We start from the raw sequence: 16140 nt of genomic DNA on the forward strand, positions 1-16140 counted from the left end.
GGGACAGATGGGGTCTGATCACTGGGTTCCGGCGCCGGGTTCCTCCCCGGGCCGGACGGTCAGCTCGTTGGTCAGGCGCAGGTCCGCGACGGACCTGCCCGTACGCAGCCGGTAGGTGCCCGGCGGCGTGGTCCAGCCCTTGGCCTGCGGGTCCCAGACCTGCAGCGCCCGGGTGGGAACGGGTACACGGACGGTCGCGCTGCCCATGGCGGGCACGTCCGCCACCGCGAATCCACCGAGCCACCGCACGGGGCGGCTCGGTCCGCCCGCGGGCGCCTCGACGTAGACCTGGACCACCTCGCGGCCCGCGCGGGACCCGGTGTTCCGGACGGTCACGTACGCGGTGAGGGTCGCGGGGGCGTCGTGGGACTGGCCCCAGGCGAGGACGGCGTCCTCGTACTCCCAGGTGGTCCAGCCCAGGCCGTGCCCGAACGGCGCGGCGGGCACCGGCGCACCGCCGCCCGCGGGGGCGGCGTCCGGCGCGGCGGCCAGCCGCCGCTCCCAGGCGCGGTAGCCGACGTCGGTCCCCTCGGTGTAGTCGACGACGCCGTCCACCGGCCGCGCGTGCGGCACCGGGACGTCCTCGAAGCGCGCGGGGAGCGTCCAGGGCAGGCGGCCGGACGGCTCGGTGGCGCCGGTCAGCACGTCGGCGAGCGCCGTGCCCGCCTCCTGCCCGGGCAGCCAGCCCCACAGCGCGGTGGGCACGTCGTTCAGCCACGGCAGCAGCACGGGCGCGCCCGCGTTGACGACGACGACGGTGCGCGGGTTGGCCGCCGCGACGCGCCGCACGAGCTCGTCCTGGTTGCCGGGCAGGTCCAGGTCGGGACGGTCGTAGCCCTCGGACTCGACCTCGGCGGTGGTGCCGATCAGCACCACGGCGACGTCTGCGCCGGCCGCGGCCTCGACGGCGGCAGCCAGCTCGTCCTCGGCCGAGGGGCCGGGCAGCCGGTGCACCAGGGCGGCGCGCACGAAGTGCCCGTAGCCCACGGCGTGCACCACCTGGACGGTCGCGTCCAGCTCGGCGGCGCCGCTCGCCTGCGCAAGGGCCGCGATCGGGTGGTTGTGCCCGGAGGAGAGCACGACGTCCTCGTTCACGACCGTGCTGCCCGTGGCGACCTCCGCGCCGTCGACGAGCACCCGGTGCACGCCGACGGTGCCGACACCCAGCTCGTGGGCGCCCGGCTCGTCCAGCCGGACGGTCGCCCGCAGGCGGACGGCGTCGGCGTCGGGCCGCACGTCCTCCAGCCAGCCGGTCCACTCCTGGGCGGTGCGCTCCTCGAGCGTGCTGCCGTCGGCGGCCAGGAAGGCGACGCGCAGGCCGTGCTGCGCGGTGACCGGGTCGGTGCACCGGTCGACGTCGAGCTCCGGCGGGTTGTGCAGGGCGCGGGCGCCGGCCAGCACGGTCAGCTCGGAGCCCTGCGGCAGCGCGGCGCGCAGCTCGTCGGCGGGGTAGGTGAGGTGGTCGGGCTGGACGAACGAGGAGCCGCCGCCCTGGAAGAAGGGCTCGATCGCGGCGGGCCCGAGCAGCGCGACCCGCAGGGGCCGGGCGCCGTCGGACACCAGCGGCACCAGGCCGGCGTCGTCCTTGAGCACCACGACGGAGCGGGCGGCGAGCTCGCGCAGCAGCTCGCTCGACGTCGCGGTCGCGGCGGCCGCCTGGTCCGGAACGGCCTGGAGCGCGAGGTGCGCGCCCGCGGCGCCGCCGTCGGCGGTCCGGGGCAGCACGAGCCGGCCGGTGCGGCGGGCGAGCCGCAGCAGGCGCAGCACCTTGTCGTCCAGCTCCGACTCGGCGACCTCGCCGGAGCGGACGGCGTCGAGCAGGCCGTCGCCCCACGCGCCGTCGGGCCCGGGCATCTGCAGGTCCAGGCCGCCGCGCACGGCGGGCGCCACGGACTGCGTGGCGACCCAGTCGCTCACGAACAGGCCGTCGTAGCCCCACTCCTCCTTGAGCAGGTCGACCACGAGCGGCCGGTGCTCCAGCAGGGGCGCCGCGAGTCCCTCGGTGTCGGCGCCGTTGTAGGCGCCCATGACGGACCACGGGTTGACGTCGCGCACGAGGCGCTCGAAGGGCGCCAGGTAGGCCTCGCGCAGCGTCCGCTCGTCGAGACGCGCGAGGTAGCGCGTGCGCTCGGTCTCGGAGTCGTTGGCGACGTAGTGCTTGACGCACATCCCGACACCCCGCTCCTGCGCGGCGCCCACGAGCGCCACCGCGATCTCGGCCGTCAGGTGCGGGTCCTCGGAGTAGCACTCGAAGTGCCGGCCGCCCACGGGGGTGCGCTGCAGGTTGACCTGCGGAGCCAGCACCACGTCGACGCCGTGGCGGCGGGCCTCGGCGGCGAACAGGGCCCCGGCGCGCCGGGCCAGCTCCAGGTCCCACGTCGCGGCCAGGGCCGACGGCGCGGGGAACATCGCGGACGTCCCGCCGTTCGGACCGCGCACGCCGACCGGCCCGTCGGACAGCACCACCGGCTCCAGCCCGATGCGCGGAACCCCCGTGGTGGACCACATGGACGCGCCCACGACGAGCGACACCTTCTCCTCGGCGGAGAGCCCGTCGAGGAGCCGGAGCAGCGCGGGCTCCGTGGCGACGACCTGCGCGGTAACTGCCTGCGATGACAAGTGCTTCTCCGTTCGGCGGTGGACGGCTGACCGCATTCAACCACACTTACTTACTGGTAAGTAAGCCCGCAAAGTTCTGTATCGTGAGGGCATGCCAGACGCGACCGGGCAGGCTGCCCCGAAGGCCAAGCGACCCACCCGCGACGAGCGGCGGGAGGAGATCCTCGCCGCCGCCACGCGCGTGTTCGGGTCCAAGGGCTACCACCAGGGCTCGCTCGTCGATGTCGCCGCGCAGGTGGGCATCACGCACGCCGGGGTGCTGCACCACTTCGGCAGCAAGGACAAGCTGCTGTGGGAGGTGCTCGAGTACCGCGACCGCGTGGACGTGCAGCACCTGGAGGGCAAGCACATCCCGGGCGGCATGGAGCTGTTCCGGCACCTGGTCACCACCGCGCGGCTGAACGCCGACCGGCGCGGCATCGTGCAGGCCTACGCGGTGCTCACCGGCGAGTCCGTGACCGACGGGCACCCGGCGTCCACCTGGGTCGCCGAGCGCTTCTCCGTGCTGCGCGGCGAGATCTCCCAGGCCGTCCGCGAGCTGGCCGCCGAGCGGGACGTGACCCTGCCCGAGGGCGAGCCCGAGCGCGCCGCCGCCGCGGTGATCGCCGTCATGGACGGCCTCCAGCTCCAGTGGCTGCTCGACCCGGAGGCCGTCGACCTCGCGTCGGCGACGGGCTTCGCCATCGAGTCGATCCTGACCGCCACCCTGGGCGCCGCGGTGCGGATCACGAGCTGACCCGCGACCGCCTCACCACTCGGTCTTGAGCCGCCGCTTCGGGTCCTCGCTCGGCGGCACGTCCATCTTCTGCAACGTGAAGCCCATGACGTCGCTGAACACCGGCGCCGCGACGTCGCCGCCGAAGATCGAGCTGTGCGGGCTCTTGAGGAACACCGCCACGGTGTACCGGGGGTCGTCGGCCGGCGCGACACCGATGAACGACGCCATGTACGTCCAGCCGCCGCCCGCGGGCATCTGCGCGGTACCGGTCTTGCCCGCCACCCGGTAGCCCGGCACGGCCGCGTTGGTACCCGTACCGCCGTCCTCGGTCACGGTCTCCATCATCTCGACCAGGGTGTCCGCGGTCTCCTGCGAGATGACCCGCTCCCCCGGCTCGCGCTCGGCGGGCGTCGTGACGCCGTCGGGGCTCGTGGAGCCCTCGAAGAGCGTGGGCGTCATCCGCACGCCGCCGTTCGCCACCGTCGAGAACACGCTGGTGGCCTGCATCGCGTTGACGGACAGGCCCTGCCCGAACAGCACCGCGTACTGCGTGCGGCCGTCCCAGTCCGCGACGTCGGCGGGCGGCATCAGGCCCACGGACTCGCCGGGCAGGCCCAGGCCCGTCGGCTCCCCGAACCCGAACTTGTACAGGTAGTCCTGCCGCGTCTGCAGCGGGATCTTCTCGCCGGCCTGCACCGTGCCCGTGTTCGACGACTGCGCCAGCACGCCCGTCAGCGTCAGCCGCTGCACGGGGTGCTCGTGCGAGTCGCGGAAGGCCTGGCCGTTCGGCGTCGTGTAGGTGTACGGCACGGTGAACCTGCTGTTCGGGTTCCAGTAGCCGCCCTCCAGCGCCGCGGCCATGGTGACCACCTTGCCCGTCGAGCCCGGGTCGAACACGTCCTTCACGGCGCGCGAGCCGCCCGCGACGGCCGACGTCGACCGGTCGTTCGGGTTCACCGACCCCGAGTCCGCGAGCGCCACGATCTCGCCCGTGCGCACGTCCTGCACGATGGCGATGCCGTACTCCGCGCCGGTGGTCCGCTTGGCCTCGTCGATGGAGTCCTGCGCCTTCCACTGGATGTCGTGCACCAGCGAGAGCTGGATGCTGTCGCCCGGGACCGCCGGGACCGACTCCTGGCCGGCGGCCGGGATGCGCAGGCCGTCAAGGCTGCGCTCGTACGTGTCCGAGCCCGCGGTTCCCGCGAGCAGGTCGTCGTACGCGGCCTCGATACCGCCCTGCCCGGTCTGCTCGTCGTCCACGAAGCCGACCAGCGAGCCCGCGACCGTCCCGGCCGGGTAGGTGCGCCGCGAGGTGAGGTCGGTCCGGATGTACGCCCGGATCTGCAGGTCCGCGATGGCGCGCTGCACCTGCGGCACCACGTTCTTCGCGAGCACCTTGTAGCGGGACTCGCCCACGAGCTTGGCCGCCAGCTCGTTCTTGGGCTCGTCGAGGATCGGCGCGAGGAGCTGGGCGATGCCCAGGGCGCCGTCCTGCACCTTGTTGCCCTCGGCGTCCAGGCCGCGGCTCGAGCCGCGGAAGTCCTCGATCGCCACCGGGTCGCCCACCACCGTGTAGCGGTCCACCGAGGTCGCGAGCACCACGCCGTTCGCGTCGGTGATGTCGCCCCGGTGCGCGGGCGTGACCGCGGTGGCCGTGCGGGCGGCCTCGGCCTTGGCGGCCAGGCTGGGCCCCTCGATGAGCTGCACGTGCACCAGCCGTACCAGGAAGACGAGCACCACCACGGCCGCGATGCCGACCAGCCAGCGCTGCCGCACCTCCGGCCGGCCCGGCCTCGGTGGCAGCGGGCGCACCACCCGGGACCGGGCGGGCCGGGACTGGGTAGCGGCCGCACGGGGACCGTCGGGTGCCTGAAAGCCCAGCCGCGTGCTGGTGGCACGGGGCTGGGCCTTCGCGGAGCCGCCCGTGGCGGGCCGGGTCCTGGCTTGCTGGGCCTTGGCCGGTTGGGCTCGCGTGGTGCGGGCCTTGGCAGGCTGCGCCTTGGCCGAGCCTCGCTTGGCGGGCTGCGCCTTCGCGGGCTGCGCCTTGCTCTTGGCCTGGCGCAGCTGGGCGGAACGCGAGCCGGCAGCGCGCCCCGACGGGGTGCGCTGCCGGCCCGAGCCCGACGTCGGACCCGTCACTGGCCCGTGCCCTTCACCACCTTGCCGGTACGGACACTGACCATGGTCGGGTTCTCCGCCGGCACCATGCCGAGGCTGCGGGCCTTATCGTCCAGGTCCGTCTCGGCCGCGCTCAGGTCCTCCTGCAGCACCTGCACGTCCTGGGCGGTCTGCGCCACGTCGCCCTGGAGCTGCGACATCTCGTAGGAGCCACGCGCGAGCGTGGTGTTCAGCACCAGCACCGCCACGAGAGAACCGACCATCAGGGTGGCGCACAGCACGAAGAAGGGCACCCGGCTCTTCGCGTGCAGCGGCGCGCGGACCACGTCCAGGCGGCGGCCGCGCTGCGCGGCGCCCCCGGAGATCGCGGTCAGCGGTGCCCTGCGGGTGCGGGGCAGCTCGGCCGGACGGACTGCGCGGGCCGTCGCGGCGTTGGTAGCACTCATCGGCGGTCCTCCTTCGCTGTGTGGTGCTTGTTGGTGCGGTTCAGCAGGTGCTCGGGTGTGGGGCGCACGCGCCGTGCGGCGCGCAGCCGGACCGACGCCGAGCGCGGGTTGCGCTCCAGCTCCGCGGCGTCCGCCTCCTCCGCGCCCCGGGTGAGCGCCTCGAGATAGGGCCGGTGGGTCTCGGGCTCGACAGGCAGGCCGGGCGGGGCCGACGACGTGGTGCCCTGCGCGATGGCCCGCTTGACGATCCGGTCCTCGAGCGACTGGTACGACTCCACGACGATGCGGCCGTCCACCGCGAGCGCCTCGATCGCGGCGGGTACGGCCCGCTCGAGGACCTCGAGCTCACCGTTCACCTCGATGCGCAGCGCCTGGAAGGTGCGCTTGCCCGGGTGGCCGCCGGTCTTGCGGGTCGCGGCGGGGATGACGGCGCGCAGCAGGTCGACGAGCTCCCCGCTGCGGTCCCACTCCCGCTCGGCCCGACGCCGGACGATCGCCCGCGCGATCTTGCCCGCGAAGCGCTCCTCGCCGTACTCCCGCAGGATCCGCGCGAGGTCGCGCTCGTCGTACGTGTTGAGCACGACGGCCGCCGTCAGCTCCTGGGTGGAGTCCATGCGCATGTCGAGCGGGGCGTCCTGCGCGTAGGCGAAACCGCGGTCGGTCTCGTCGAGCTGCAGCGAGGACACCCCGAGGTCCATGAGCACGCCCTGCACGGCGCCGCCGGCGTGCGCGTCGACCACCTCGGTGATCTCGTCGTACACCGCGTGCACCGGCGTGAACCGGTCGCCGAACCGGGCGAGCCGCTCGCCCGCGAGGGCGAGGGCCTGGGGGTCGCGGTCGATGCCGATGACGTGGGCCGTCGGGACCTGCTCGAGCACGGCCTCGGTGTGACCGCCCATGCCGAGCGTGCAGTCCACCAGGACCGAGCCGGGCTCGGCGAGCGCGGGGGCCAGCAGGTCGACGCAGCGCTGGAGCAGCACCGGGAGGTGGCGGTCGGCGGCGTCACTGCCGGTGCCGGGGCGGTCGTCGGTCGCGTTCATCGGTGTCTCCCTCCTGCGTGGTGCTCGTCCTGCGTCGTGCCGGTGGTGCCGGTACCGCCGTCCGGTCAGGTCTCCCTCCGCACGGTTCCGGCGGCGGGGAAGTGCGCCGGATCCTGCGGGAGGAGGCCTGGCCGTACGGCCGTCCCCTCGCCCTGCCTAGAAGCTCAGCCCGGGGAAGATCTCCTCGGCCTGATCGATGTAGTCGGGTTCGGTCTGTTCCTGATATGTGGCCCACGCCTGCGCATCCCACACCTCCACGCGGGTCCCCACCCCGATCACGACCACATCGCGGTCGAGACCGGCGTACGCCCGCAGGTGCGTCGGGATGGAGACCCGGCCCTGCTTGTCCGGGACCTCGTCGCTCGCTCCCGCCAGGAAGTTTCGCGTGTAGTCCCGTGCTGCCTTGCTCGTCACCGGCGCCTGCCGGATCTGGGTGTAGATCTGCTGGAACTCGTCCATCGGAAGAAGAAAGAGGCACCGCTCCTGCCCTTTGGTCATCACCAGACCGCCGGACAGTCGCCCCCGGAACTTGGCAGGAAGGATCAGGCGCCCCTTCTCGTCGAGCTTCGGGGTGTACGTGCCGAGGAGCAGACCCAGACCTGCGAAACCTTCTGCCATCGCAGTCATGGGCCGACACCTCCTTCCGCTCCCGCATACTCCACGCTACTCCACTTTCCACCACCGCACTCGGAAAAACCCTGGGGAGAACTGCCCACCAGCCCTCAATGCGCAGGTCAAAGAGGTAAAGAGCAGGTGGAGTGAATTCATGTCCGGCGTGGCGTGGAATGTCCCGGTAGGCGCCTCCGGTCCGCAGTCTCGTGCGGGTCCCCCACCGGGCGAGACGTCGTTTCACCAGGGCGAAACAAGCCCTGGGATGTGTGAAGACCGCGTGATGCACACAACAGAGTGCTTTACATCTCTACTAGGCTGGTCCAGCCGGGCGAGCGACAGTCGCCCCGGCTTCCGAACAGCGCGTACACGCGCGAGAAACCGGCCTGACTCCCGGCCCGATGGAGGTCCCCAGTGCACACGGAACGCGCCACGTCCGGCCTCACGGATCCTCGGTTCGGCGGAGAGCCCGCTCCCCAGGGGGCGCCCGGACCAGCCACGCTCGACGAGCTCGTGGAGACCATGGCCCGCGTCCGGGGCGCCGTGGAGTCCGTCGTGACGGGCCGGCCCGGCCTGGCCGACATCACCCTCGCCGTCCTGCTGGCCGAGGGCCACCTGCTCGTCGAGGACGTGCCCGGTGTCGGCAAGACCACGCTCGCCAAGGCCGTCGCGCGCAGCATCGACTGCCACGTGGGCCGCATCCAGTTCACGCCCGACCTGCTGCCGAGCGACCTCACGGGCGTCAACATCTTCCGCACCGGCAGCCACGAGTTCGAGTTCCGCCCGGGCCCGGTGTTCAGCAACATCGTGATCGGCGACGAGATCAACCGCGCCTCGCCCAAGACCCAGTCCGCGCTGCTGGAGTGCATGGAGGAGGGCCAGACCACCGTCGACGGCACCACCCACCAGCTCCCCCGGCCGTTCCTCGTGGTCGCCACCCAGAACCCGGTGGAGATGGAGGGCACCTACCCCCTGCCCGAGGCGCAGCGCGACCGGTTCATGGCCCGCATCACCGTGGGATACCCCGACATCGACGCCGAGATGCTCATGCTCGACCGGCAGGAGGCCAGCACGCCGCTGGCCCACCTGGAGGCCGTGACCGACGGGCACACGCTGCTGCGGTTCGCGCAGCTCGTGCGGTCGCTGTACGCGTCCCCCTCGGTCAAGCGGTACGTCGTCGGGCTCGTCGGCGCCACGCGTGAGCACCCGGGCCTGCGGCTGGGCGCCTCGCCCCGCGCCTCGCTCCAGCTCCTGCGCGCCGCCAAGGCGATCGCCGCCATGGCGGGCCGCGACCACGTGCTGCCCGACGACATCCAGCGGCTCGCCCGGCCCGTGCTGGCCCACCGCCTCATCCTCACCACCGAGGCGCGCCTCGGTGGCGTGACCCCCGAGACGCTCGTCGACGAGATCGTGCAGCGCACACCGGTGCCGGCGCTCGAGCCCGCCGACCGGCGCCAGTTCTGAGCGGCCGGGGCGGCACCGTCATGAAGTGGCGCGACACGCTCACCCGGATCAGCCGGGTCCGGCTCACCCCCCGCGGCATCGGGGCGGCCTGCGTGGGCGGTGTGCTGATCCCGCTCGGGCTGGTCCTCACCCTGCCCGACCTGGTCGGCCTGGGCGCCGCGGCGCTCATCGCCGTGGCCGTGGCCTGGCTGGTGATCGGCACCCAGCGGCTGGAGTCCGGCCGGGGCGCCCTGCACGTGACGCGGTCCGTCGCGCCCAACCCCGTGGTGCGCGACCGGACGGCGGACGTGAGCCTCCTGGTCGCCGCGCACCAGGCCTCCGGCGCCGCGTACGAGCGGCTGTCCCGCCTGCGCCTGTCCGAGCAGGCGGCGCACGAGCTCGCCGGGCACCAGGGCATCCGCGCCCGGGTCTCCGCGCGCGCCGACCGGATCACCGTGCACTACTCGCTCACGCCGATGCGGCGCGGGCGCTGGTCGCTGGGCCCGCTGCTGACCACCCGGACCGACGTGTTCGGCCTGGTCCGCGCCACCCAGCCCCTCGGCAGCGCCACGCACGTCCCGGTGTGGCCCCGCACCGTCGAGCTCGCCGTGCGCACCCGGTCGGTGGGCGACGTCGACCACTCCGCCACGGGCGCGCGCCTGCAGTCCACCGACGACTCGGTGCTCCGGGAGTACGTCGCCGGCGACGACCCGCGCCGCGTGCACTGGGCGAGCGCCGCACGCCGCGGCCAGCTCATGGTCCGCGCCGACGAGAGCGCCGGGGTGCGCCCCGTGACCGTCCTGCTCGACCGCTCGCTGCTGCCCCACTGGCAGGAGTCCGGCAGCCTGCGCCGTCCGGCGGCGGTGGACGACGGCGAGTGGGCCGTCGAGCTCTGCGCGTCGATCGCCACCTCGTTCCTCGACGCCGGCCACCCGTCCCGCCTGGTGACCACCAGCGTGGCGCCCAGCGTGGACGGCGTCCGCTTCGCCATCACCCGCGCCAGCCGGTCCGCCCTGCTCGACGCCTGCGTCGACATCCGCGGGCACCGCGGCGCGTCGGAGGGCCAGCACGCGACGAGCACCACCGCGCGGGCGCTCCGGCTCGCCCGCGCCCCGGGCGAGATCGTCGTGGCGGTGCTCGGCCCGCAGGGACCCGACGCGCGGCACGACCTCGCCGCGCTGGGCGCCGAGGGCACCTGCTGGGGGCTGCTGGTGGCGCCGCGCGGCGCCGGGTTCCAGCACGAGCTGGACCAGACGGCCGCCGAGCTGCGCGCCTCCGGCTGGCACGTCAGCACCTGTGAGGCCCGCACCGACCCGGAGCGCGCCTGGGCCCTGCTCGCGGAGCGTGCGCCGTGATCCCCGCGCACCGCGGCCCGCTGGTCCGCACCGTCGCGTCCGGCGTGCTCGTCGCGATCGCCGTGATCGCCTCCATGCACGCGCTCACGCTCGTCATCGACCCCGGGCCCTGGCTCACCGCAGGCACCACCGGCGTCGTCCTCGTCTCGGCCACCACCTGCGTGGTGCGGTACCTGCTGCTGCGCAACGCCGTCGACCGTGCCGCCGCCCGCCGGGCGGCGGGCCAGGGGCCGAGCGCGGACCGGGCCGCCGATCGCGCGGCCGGCAGCGCCTCGTTCTTCGCGACGACGGCGGGCCTCCTGGTCGCCGTCTGGTTCGTCCTGGCGCGCTACGGCGGACCGGGCCAGCGGTTCGAGCCCTTCGTGGGGCCCGACTCCGTGGAGCAGGCCCTCGAACGGTTCCGCCAGGCCACCGAGCTGATGAGCACGCAGGTGGCGCCCGTGGACCCGGGCCCGGCCATCAGCATGGTCGCCGTGGGCGGCACCCTGCTGGTGCTGCTCGTGGTGGACTCCCTCGCCGGCGCCCGCATGCCGGGCTTCGCCGGGGTGCCGCTGCTGCTCCTGTGGACGCCGTCGCTGACGCTCATCGGGGACGTGCAGTGGCAGGTCTTCGTCATCAGCGTCACCGCGATGCTCCTGCTGCTCACCGTCGACCCGGTGGGGCTGACGCCGGGACGGCGCAGCGACGCCGACTCCGCGGCGGTGCGCCGGGCGCAGCGGTTCCGCTCCGGGATCACGGCCCTGACCTCGGTGGCGGTCGCCGCCACCTCGCTCGGCGTCGCGACCGGCATGGCTGCCCTGCCGGCGCTGGCCGGGACGTGGAACCAGCTCATCTCCACGCCGTCCGACACGGTGGAGCTGTCCTCCGAGCTGGACATGCGCCAGCCGCTGAGCGCCCGGTCCTCCAACACCGTGCTGACGTACACGATGGCCGAGGGCCAGCCGGCCGGCCCCCTGCGCGTCATGACCCTCACAGCCTTCGACGGCGTCCAGACCAACCGGAACGTGCCCACCGGCGGCCTGGCCGAGTTCGACCCGTCGACGGTCCTCGCGCCGCCCGGCGAGGGCTCCGACGGCGAGCGCCGCCGGATGGACCTGCGGATCGGGCAGCTCGACGGCGCGGAGCTGCCGCTGCCGCTCGAGCCCCGCACCGTCGACGTCCAGGGCGGCTGGGCCTACGACCCGCTGCGGGACGAGGTGCGCAGCGGCGAGGGCACCCAGCAGGGTGCCCCGTACACCGTCGAGATCGTCGACCGCGGGCTCACCCCCGAGCTGCTGCGGGCCACGCCCACGGCGGGCGACCCCCGGTCGGCCGGGTACACGGAGGTGCCGGACACCGAGCACCGGGACGACATCGCCGCCTACGCCCAGGAGGTCGCCGGCGACGCGCCCACCCGGTTCGACGCGGTGGTCGCGCTCCAGAACCACCTGCGCTCGGGCGCCGGGTTCGTGTACAACCCGGACGCCGACTACCGGGGCTCGTCGGACACGGTCTGGGACTTCCTGCAGAACAAGGAGGGGTACTGCACGCAGTACGCCCTCTCGATGATGGTGATGGCCCGCAGCCTCGACATCCCGGCCCGGATCGGCGTCGGCTGGCTGCCTGGCCGGCCCGACGGCGACGGCAGCTACCGGGTCACCGGCCAGGACTCGCACGCCTGGCCCGAGATCTACTTCCCGTCCGTCGGCTGGGTCCGCTTCGAGCCGACGCCGCAGGTCCAGACCGGCCCGCTGCCCTCGTACGCCAACCCCGGCACGGGCACCGCGCCCAGTGCCTCGCCCACGCCGTCGCGCGCCAACGAGGTGCCCCCGCAGCAGCCGACACAGCGGCCGGAGCAGTCAGAGGCAGGCGCCACGGACGACGCGTCGTCGGGCAGCCAGATGTCCGACCAGACCCTGCCCGGCTGGGCCTGGGTGGTCGCGGTCATCGTCGCCCTCGGGGTGCTCGGCGGCGCCGCGTGGCTGCTGCTGCGCCGCCGCACGGAGGTCGAGGAGCTCGACCCCGAGCGGGCCTGGGCCCGCGTGCTGGCGCTGCTCGCCGAGCGGGAGGTGCGGCTCGGCCCGTCGGTCACGCTGCGCCGCGCGCCGGAGGTCATCGCCGATCAGGTACGCGCCAGGACGGGCACACCCCTGCCCGACGACGTCGCCGAACGGCTCACCGCACTGGCCGACGCCGCCGAGGACGAGCGCTACGCCCGCGACTCGACGCCGCCGACGGCCGCCGAGCTCGAGGAGCTCACGGCCACGGTGACCGCGGAGCTGACGGAGGTACTGACCCGCAAGCCCTGACCCCGTCGAGTGCGGGACGAAAGACAGGAGCCGGGCCCCTCGGGGCCCGGCTCCTGTCATGTGCGGTCGTCCGGTCAGGACCACCGGGAACGGTTGGCCGGCTAGCGGCCGCCCTGGTTGCGCCGGTTCTCCCAGCGCTCTTCGAGGCGGGCGAGGAAGCCGGAACGACCACCACCACCCTGCCGCTTGCGGGCCTTGCGTGCTCCCCCGTTCGCGGGCTGGACGGTGCCGTCTTCGCCGACGACGCCGACCGGACCCTCCTGCTGCTTCTTGCGCGGTCCGAGGAACGCGAAGACCACACCCGCGAACATCAGCACGAAGCCGATGGCCCCGAGCCACGTACGCGACGTCGCTGCACCGACGACAAGGAGAAGCAGGCCGACGACTACGCCGGCCCCGGACAGCACATAACGGAGCGCGTTACCACGGCCTGTGGACTGGAGCGTGTTCGCCAGCCGCGGGTCGTCTGACGTCAGAGCACGCTCCATCTGCTCCAGCACCCGCTGCTCGTACTCGGACAGAGGCATCGAGACCCCCGGATCTCGCAAAGGAACAGTGTCCCTTCCAGGATAGGACCACCCGGCCGTCGGTGGTAGTCGACATCCCGGGCATACCCATGACTATAGGGGCAGATCAGTAAAGATGCGTGCCGTTCTTGCGATGTACACCCAGGTCGATCGCTGTTTTCCCGAACTTTTCGCGCACAGCGTCGAGCGCAACTTCAGCCTCTCGCTGTGCTCCGGAGCGCGGATCGACCGCTTCCTCCAGAGTGAGCTGCTGGGTGGAACCGTCGCGTTGCAAGAGGTTTTCACCCCGGACGCCCACCAGCCGCACCGGAAGTCCACCCAGATCGACCGCCGCGACGAGCTCGCGCGCCACGAGGTAGATGTCCCGGGCGACGTCCGTGGGCCCGTCCAGGGTGCGGGAGCGGGTGAACGTCGCGAAATCGCTGGAGCGCACCTTGACCGACACCGTGCGGGCCAGCACGCCCTGGTGCCGCAGCCGCGCGGCGACCCGGTCGGACAGTTCCAGGACCCGCCGGCTCACGGCCTCGGTGTCGTCCTGGTCCGTGCCGAAGGTGGTCTCGGCGCCGATGCTGTGCTCGCGGTGCTCGGGCACGACGGGGCGCGGGTCGCGCCCCCAGGAGAGGTCGTGCAGGTGCGCGCCGCTGACGCGGCCGACGGCCGCCTGCAGGCTCGGCAGGTCCGTGCGGGCCAGCTCCGCGACGGTGGTGATCCCCCACGCGGCCAGCGACTTCTCGGTCTTCTCCCCCACGCCCCACAGGGCGCCGACGGGCAGCGTGTGCAGGAAGTCGACGGTGGCGTCCACGGGGACGAGCATCAGGCCGTCCGGCTTGGCGTGCGTGGAGGCCAGCTTGGCCACGAACTTGTTCCGGGCGATGCCCACGGAGGCCGTCACGCCGTGCTCGGCCTCGATGCGGCGGCGCAGCTCGGCGCCGATCGTCGTGGGCGGGCCGAGGCGCCGCCTGGCCCCGCTGACGTCCAGGAAGGCCTCGTCCACGCTGATCTGCTCCACGAGCGGCGTGACCTCCTGCAGCAGGCCCATGACCGAGCGGGACACGTCGCGGTACAGCTCGTGGTCGGGCCGGACCACGACGGCCTGCGGGCACAGCAGGCGCGCCCGTGTCATCGGCATCGCGGACCGCACGCCGAAGGCGCGCGCCTCGTAGGTCGCGGCCAGCACGACGCCGCGCTCCTGCGCGCCGACGATGACCGGCAGGCCACGCAGCTCCGGCCGCCGCGCCAGCTCGCAGGACGCGAAGAACGCGTCCATGTCCAGGTGCAGCACCGAGCAGCCGGACTCGTCCGACCCCCAGTCCCGCCTCGCCGCCGCTGACCGCGGCCCCTTGCTCACGAACGTGCTCCGTTCCCGCTCTCGCCCAGTGCTTGTCTGCCGGCACCCGCCGGCGCGGTCAGGACGCCTCGGGCACCAGGGACAGGCGCTGTGTCGCGAACCCTGTCTGCGGGTCCACGAGCATCGCCACCTCGTCCCGGAAGTCCTCGGCGCACGCGAGCAGCTCGTCCGCCCGCGCGGGCTCCACCTGCTCCCCGCGCCCCGCGTCCACCGCGGCCCGCAAGGGCGCGCCGGACGCGAAGTAGCCCGACCAGGCCGCGAGGTCCGGTTCGGCGTGCGCGAGCATGTCCCACACGGTCCGCGCGCCGGAGCGCGCCGACGGGCGGCCCCGCAGGGCCACGACGGCCGCGGCCGACCGGATGGCCGCGAGGTGCGCGTGCACGAACCGGTCGCCCGGGTCAGCCGCACGCGCGGCCTCGGCGAGCTCCGCGTCCGCCTTGCGCAGCAGGGCGCTGACGCCCGGCGGGACGGCGCGCGGCACGAGCATGCGTGCAGAGACCACGTCCCGCCCGCTCTGAGACTGCATGGTGCCCATCTCGAACCTCCGATCGAACCCCTTGAGCGACACTATCGAACATACGTTCTATCCTGTCAAGCGCACCGCCGGTCCGGGAGACACTGTGCTCATGGCCCGCCGCTCCGCCCGACGCCGCCCATCCTCCTCCGCACCACTGACACTCCCCGCCGAGCTGCCCGTCGGCCCCGTGCCGATCAGCACCGGCACCGCCGAGGTGGTGCGCGACCCCGACTTCCCCCAGCGGGTGACGCTGCACGTCAACGGCGTGCCGAGCTCCAGCCTCGACCTCGCCGACCCCGGTTTTCTCGACTTCGAGTACATGCAGCAGATGGCCGCGTTCGTGGCGCTCCTGCCGCCCGGACCGCTGCGGGTGCTGCACCTCGGCGCCGCCGGCAGCGCCTTCGCGCGGCACGTGGAGCACGAGCGGCCCGGCTCCCGCCAGCTCGGCATCGACCTCGACCCCCGCCTCCTGGAGCTCGTGCGCGAGTGGTTCGCCCTGCCGCGCTCGCCCCTGCTGCGTCTGCGCGCCGACGACGCGGGGCGCGCCCTGGCCGCCGCGCACGACGCGTCCTACGACGTGGTGGTCCGGGACGTGTTCGCGGGCGACCGCACACCGGAGCACCTGGTGGGCACGGGGTTCGCCGCGCAGGCCCACCGCGTGCTGCGCCCCGGCGGCATCCTCCTGGTGAACTGCGCCGACCGGCCCCCGCTGACCACCGCGCGCCGCGAGGTCGCGAGCCTCGCGGAGGCCTTCGGGCCGGACGCCGCGGCGCAGGGCCGGCTCGCCGCCGTCGCCGAGCCCGCGATCCTCAAGGGCCGCCGGTACGGCAACCTGGTCCTCGCGGCCGTCCGCGAGCTGCCGGAGGACCCGGCCCACGAGGGCGCCCAGGACGCCCCACAGGGCCCCCTGGGGGCCCACGACGCCGTCGAGCGCCCGGACCTGCGGGACCCCCGCCTGGGGCGCGCCCTGCGCACCCTGGCGGTGCCCGCCACCCTCCTGGCCGGCGACGACGCGGCGGCGTTCGCCGGCACGGCGGCCCCGCTGGCGACGTCGACCCCCGACCCGGCGACCTGAGCCCGCCCCGCGCCTCGAACGGCGCGCGAAGAAGGCC

13 protein-coding genes are annotated in these 16140 nt (G+C 73.9%); 5 read left to right on the plus strand and 8 right to left on the minus strand.

Annotated features, from left to right (window positions below; translation table 11 throughout):
* Positions 1-18: 18 nt before the first annotated feature.
* Complete coding sequence (locus ACIPN7_RS24100; RefSeq protein ID WP_400548424.1) at positions 19-2619, minus strand: beta-glucosidase; 2601 nt, start codon at positions 2617-2619, stop codon at positions 19-21.
* Between the two features lie 91 nt (positions 2620-2710).
* Between ACIPN7_RS24100 and ACIPN7_RS24105 the strand changes: the two genes are divergently transcribed.
* Positions 2711-3355 (plus strand): TetR/AcrR family transcriptional regulator, encoded by a 645-nt coding sequence (locus ACIPN7_RS24105; protein WP_400548427.1) that lies wholly within the window; start codon positions 2711-2713, stop codon positions 3353-3355.
* A 12-nt stretch (positions 3356-3367) separates the two neighbouring features.
* Here the strand turns inward: ACIPN7_RS24105 and ACIPN7_RS24110 are convergent, their stop codons facing one another.
* The 4 genes from ACIPN7_RS24110 to mraZ form a co-directional block, all read right to left on the minus strand.
* A complete protein-coding gene (locus tag ACIPN7_RS24110) occupies positions 3368-5476 on the minus strand; it encodes a penicillin-binding transpeptidase domain-containing protein (RefSeq protein ID WP_400548430.1) in 2109 nt (702 codons plus the stop codon).
* Positions 5473-5901 (minus strand): hypothetical protein, encoded by a 429-nt coding sequence (locus ACIPN7_RS24115; RefSeq protein WP_400548433.1) that lies wholly within the window; start codon positions 5899-5901, stop codon positions 5473-5475. Before ACIPN7_RS24115 ends, ACIPN7_RS24110 begins: the two co-directional genes overlap by 4 nt.
* A complete protein-coding gene (gene rsmH / locus ACIPN7_RS24120; protein ID WP_400548436.1) occupies positions 5898-6941 on the minus strand; it encodes a 16S rRNA (cytosine(1402)-N(4))-methyltransferase RsmH in 1044 nt (347 codons plus the stop codon). Before rsmH ends, ACIPN7_RS24115 begins: the two co-directional genes overlap by 4 nt.
* 156 nt (positions 6942-7097) lie before the next feature.
* Entirely contained in the window at positions 7098-7568 is a 471-nt protein-coding gene (gene mraZ, locus ACIPN7_RS24125; protein ID WP_357484605.1) for a division/cell wall cluster transcriptional repressor MraZ, read from the minus strand.
* A 396-nt stretch (positions 7569-7964) separates the two neighbouring features.
* Here mraZ and ACIPN7_RS24130 point away from each other — a divergent pair, with 396 nt between their 5' ends.
* From ACIPN7_RS24130 to ACIPN7_RS24140, 3 genes are read left to right on the plus strand one after another with little or no spacing between them, the layout of a single operon-like run.
* Positions 7965-9014 carry an AAA family ATPase gene (locus ACIPN7_RS24130; protein WP_400548439.1) on the plus strand — a complete coding sequence of 350 codons (1050 nt, stop codon included), beginning with the start codon at positions 7965-7967 and terminating at the stop codon, positions 9012-9014.
* Positions 9015-9034: 20 nt separating this feature from the next.
* Positions 9035-10348, plus strand: a complete 1314-nt coding sequence (locus ACIPN7_RS24135) for a DUF58 domain-containing protein (protein ID WP_400548442.1) — start codon at positions 9035-9037, stop codon at positions 10346-10348.
* Positions 10345-12636, plus strand: a complete 2292-nt coding sequence (locus ACIPN7_RS24140) for a transglutaminaseTgpA domain-containing protein (RefSeq protein ID WP_400548445.1) — start codon at positions 10345-10347, stop codon at positions 12634-12636. Before ACIPN7_RS24135 ends, ACIPN7_RS24140 begins: the two co-directional genes overlap by 4 nt.
* A gap of 101 nt (positions 12637-12737) precedes the next feature.
* Here the strand turns inward: ACIPN7_RS24140 and ACIPN7_RS24145 are convergent, their stop codons facing one another.
* The 3 genes from ACIPN7_RS24145 to ACIPN7_RS24155 all read right to left on the minus strand — a co-directional run bounded on the left by ACIPN7_RS24145 (position 12738) and on the right by ACIPN7_RS24155 (position 15037).
* Complete coding sequence (locus tag ACIPN7_RS24145) at positions 12738-13163, minus strand: DUF3040 domain-containing protein (protein WP_400548448.1); 426 nt, start codon at positions 13161-13163, stop codon at positions 12738-12740.
* Between the two features lie 106 nt (positions 13164-13269).
* Positions 13270-14511 carry a DNA polymerase IV gene (locus tag ACIPN7_RS24150; RefSeq protein WP_400548451.1) on the minus strand — a complete coding sequence of 414 codons (1242 nt, stop codon included), beginning with the start codon at positions 14509-14511 and terminating at the stop codon, positions 13270-13272.
* A 58-nt stretch (positions 14512-14569) separates the two neighbouring features.
* Complete coding sequence (locus ACIPN7_RS24155) at positions 14570-15037, minus strand: SAV_6107 family HEPN domain-containing protein (RefSeq protein WP_400548454.1); 468 nt, start codon at positions 15035-15037, stop codon at positions 14570-14572.
* Between the two features lie 100 nt (positions 15038-15137).
* On the opposite strand from ACIPN7_RS24155, the gene ACIPN7_RS24160 reads away from it, so the two are divergent.
* On the plus strand, positions 15138-16103 hold the full coding sequence (locus ACIPN7_RS24160; protein WP_400548457.1) for a spermidine synthase: 966 nt from the start codon (positions 15138-15140) through the stop codon (positions 16101-16103).
* Positions 16104-16140 lie beyond the last annotated feature (37 nt).

The organism is Promicromonospora sp. NPDC090134 (genome assembly GCF_044746965.1).
In the GTDB taxonomy this organism is placed as follows: Bacteria; Actinomycetota; Actinomycetes; order Actinomycetales; family Cellulomonadaceae; genus Promicromonospora.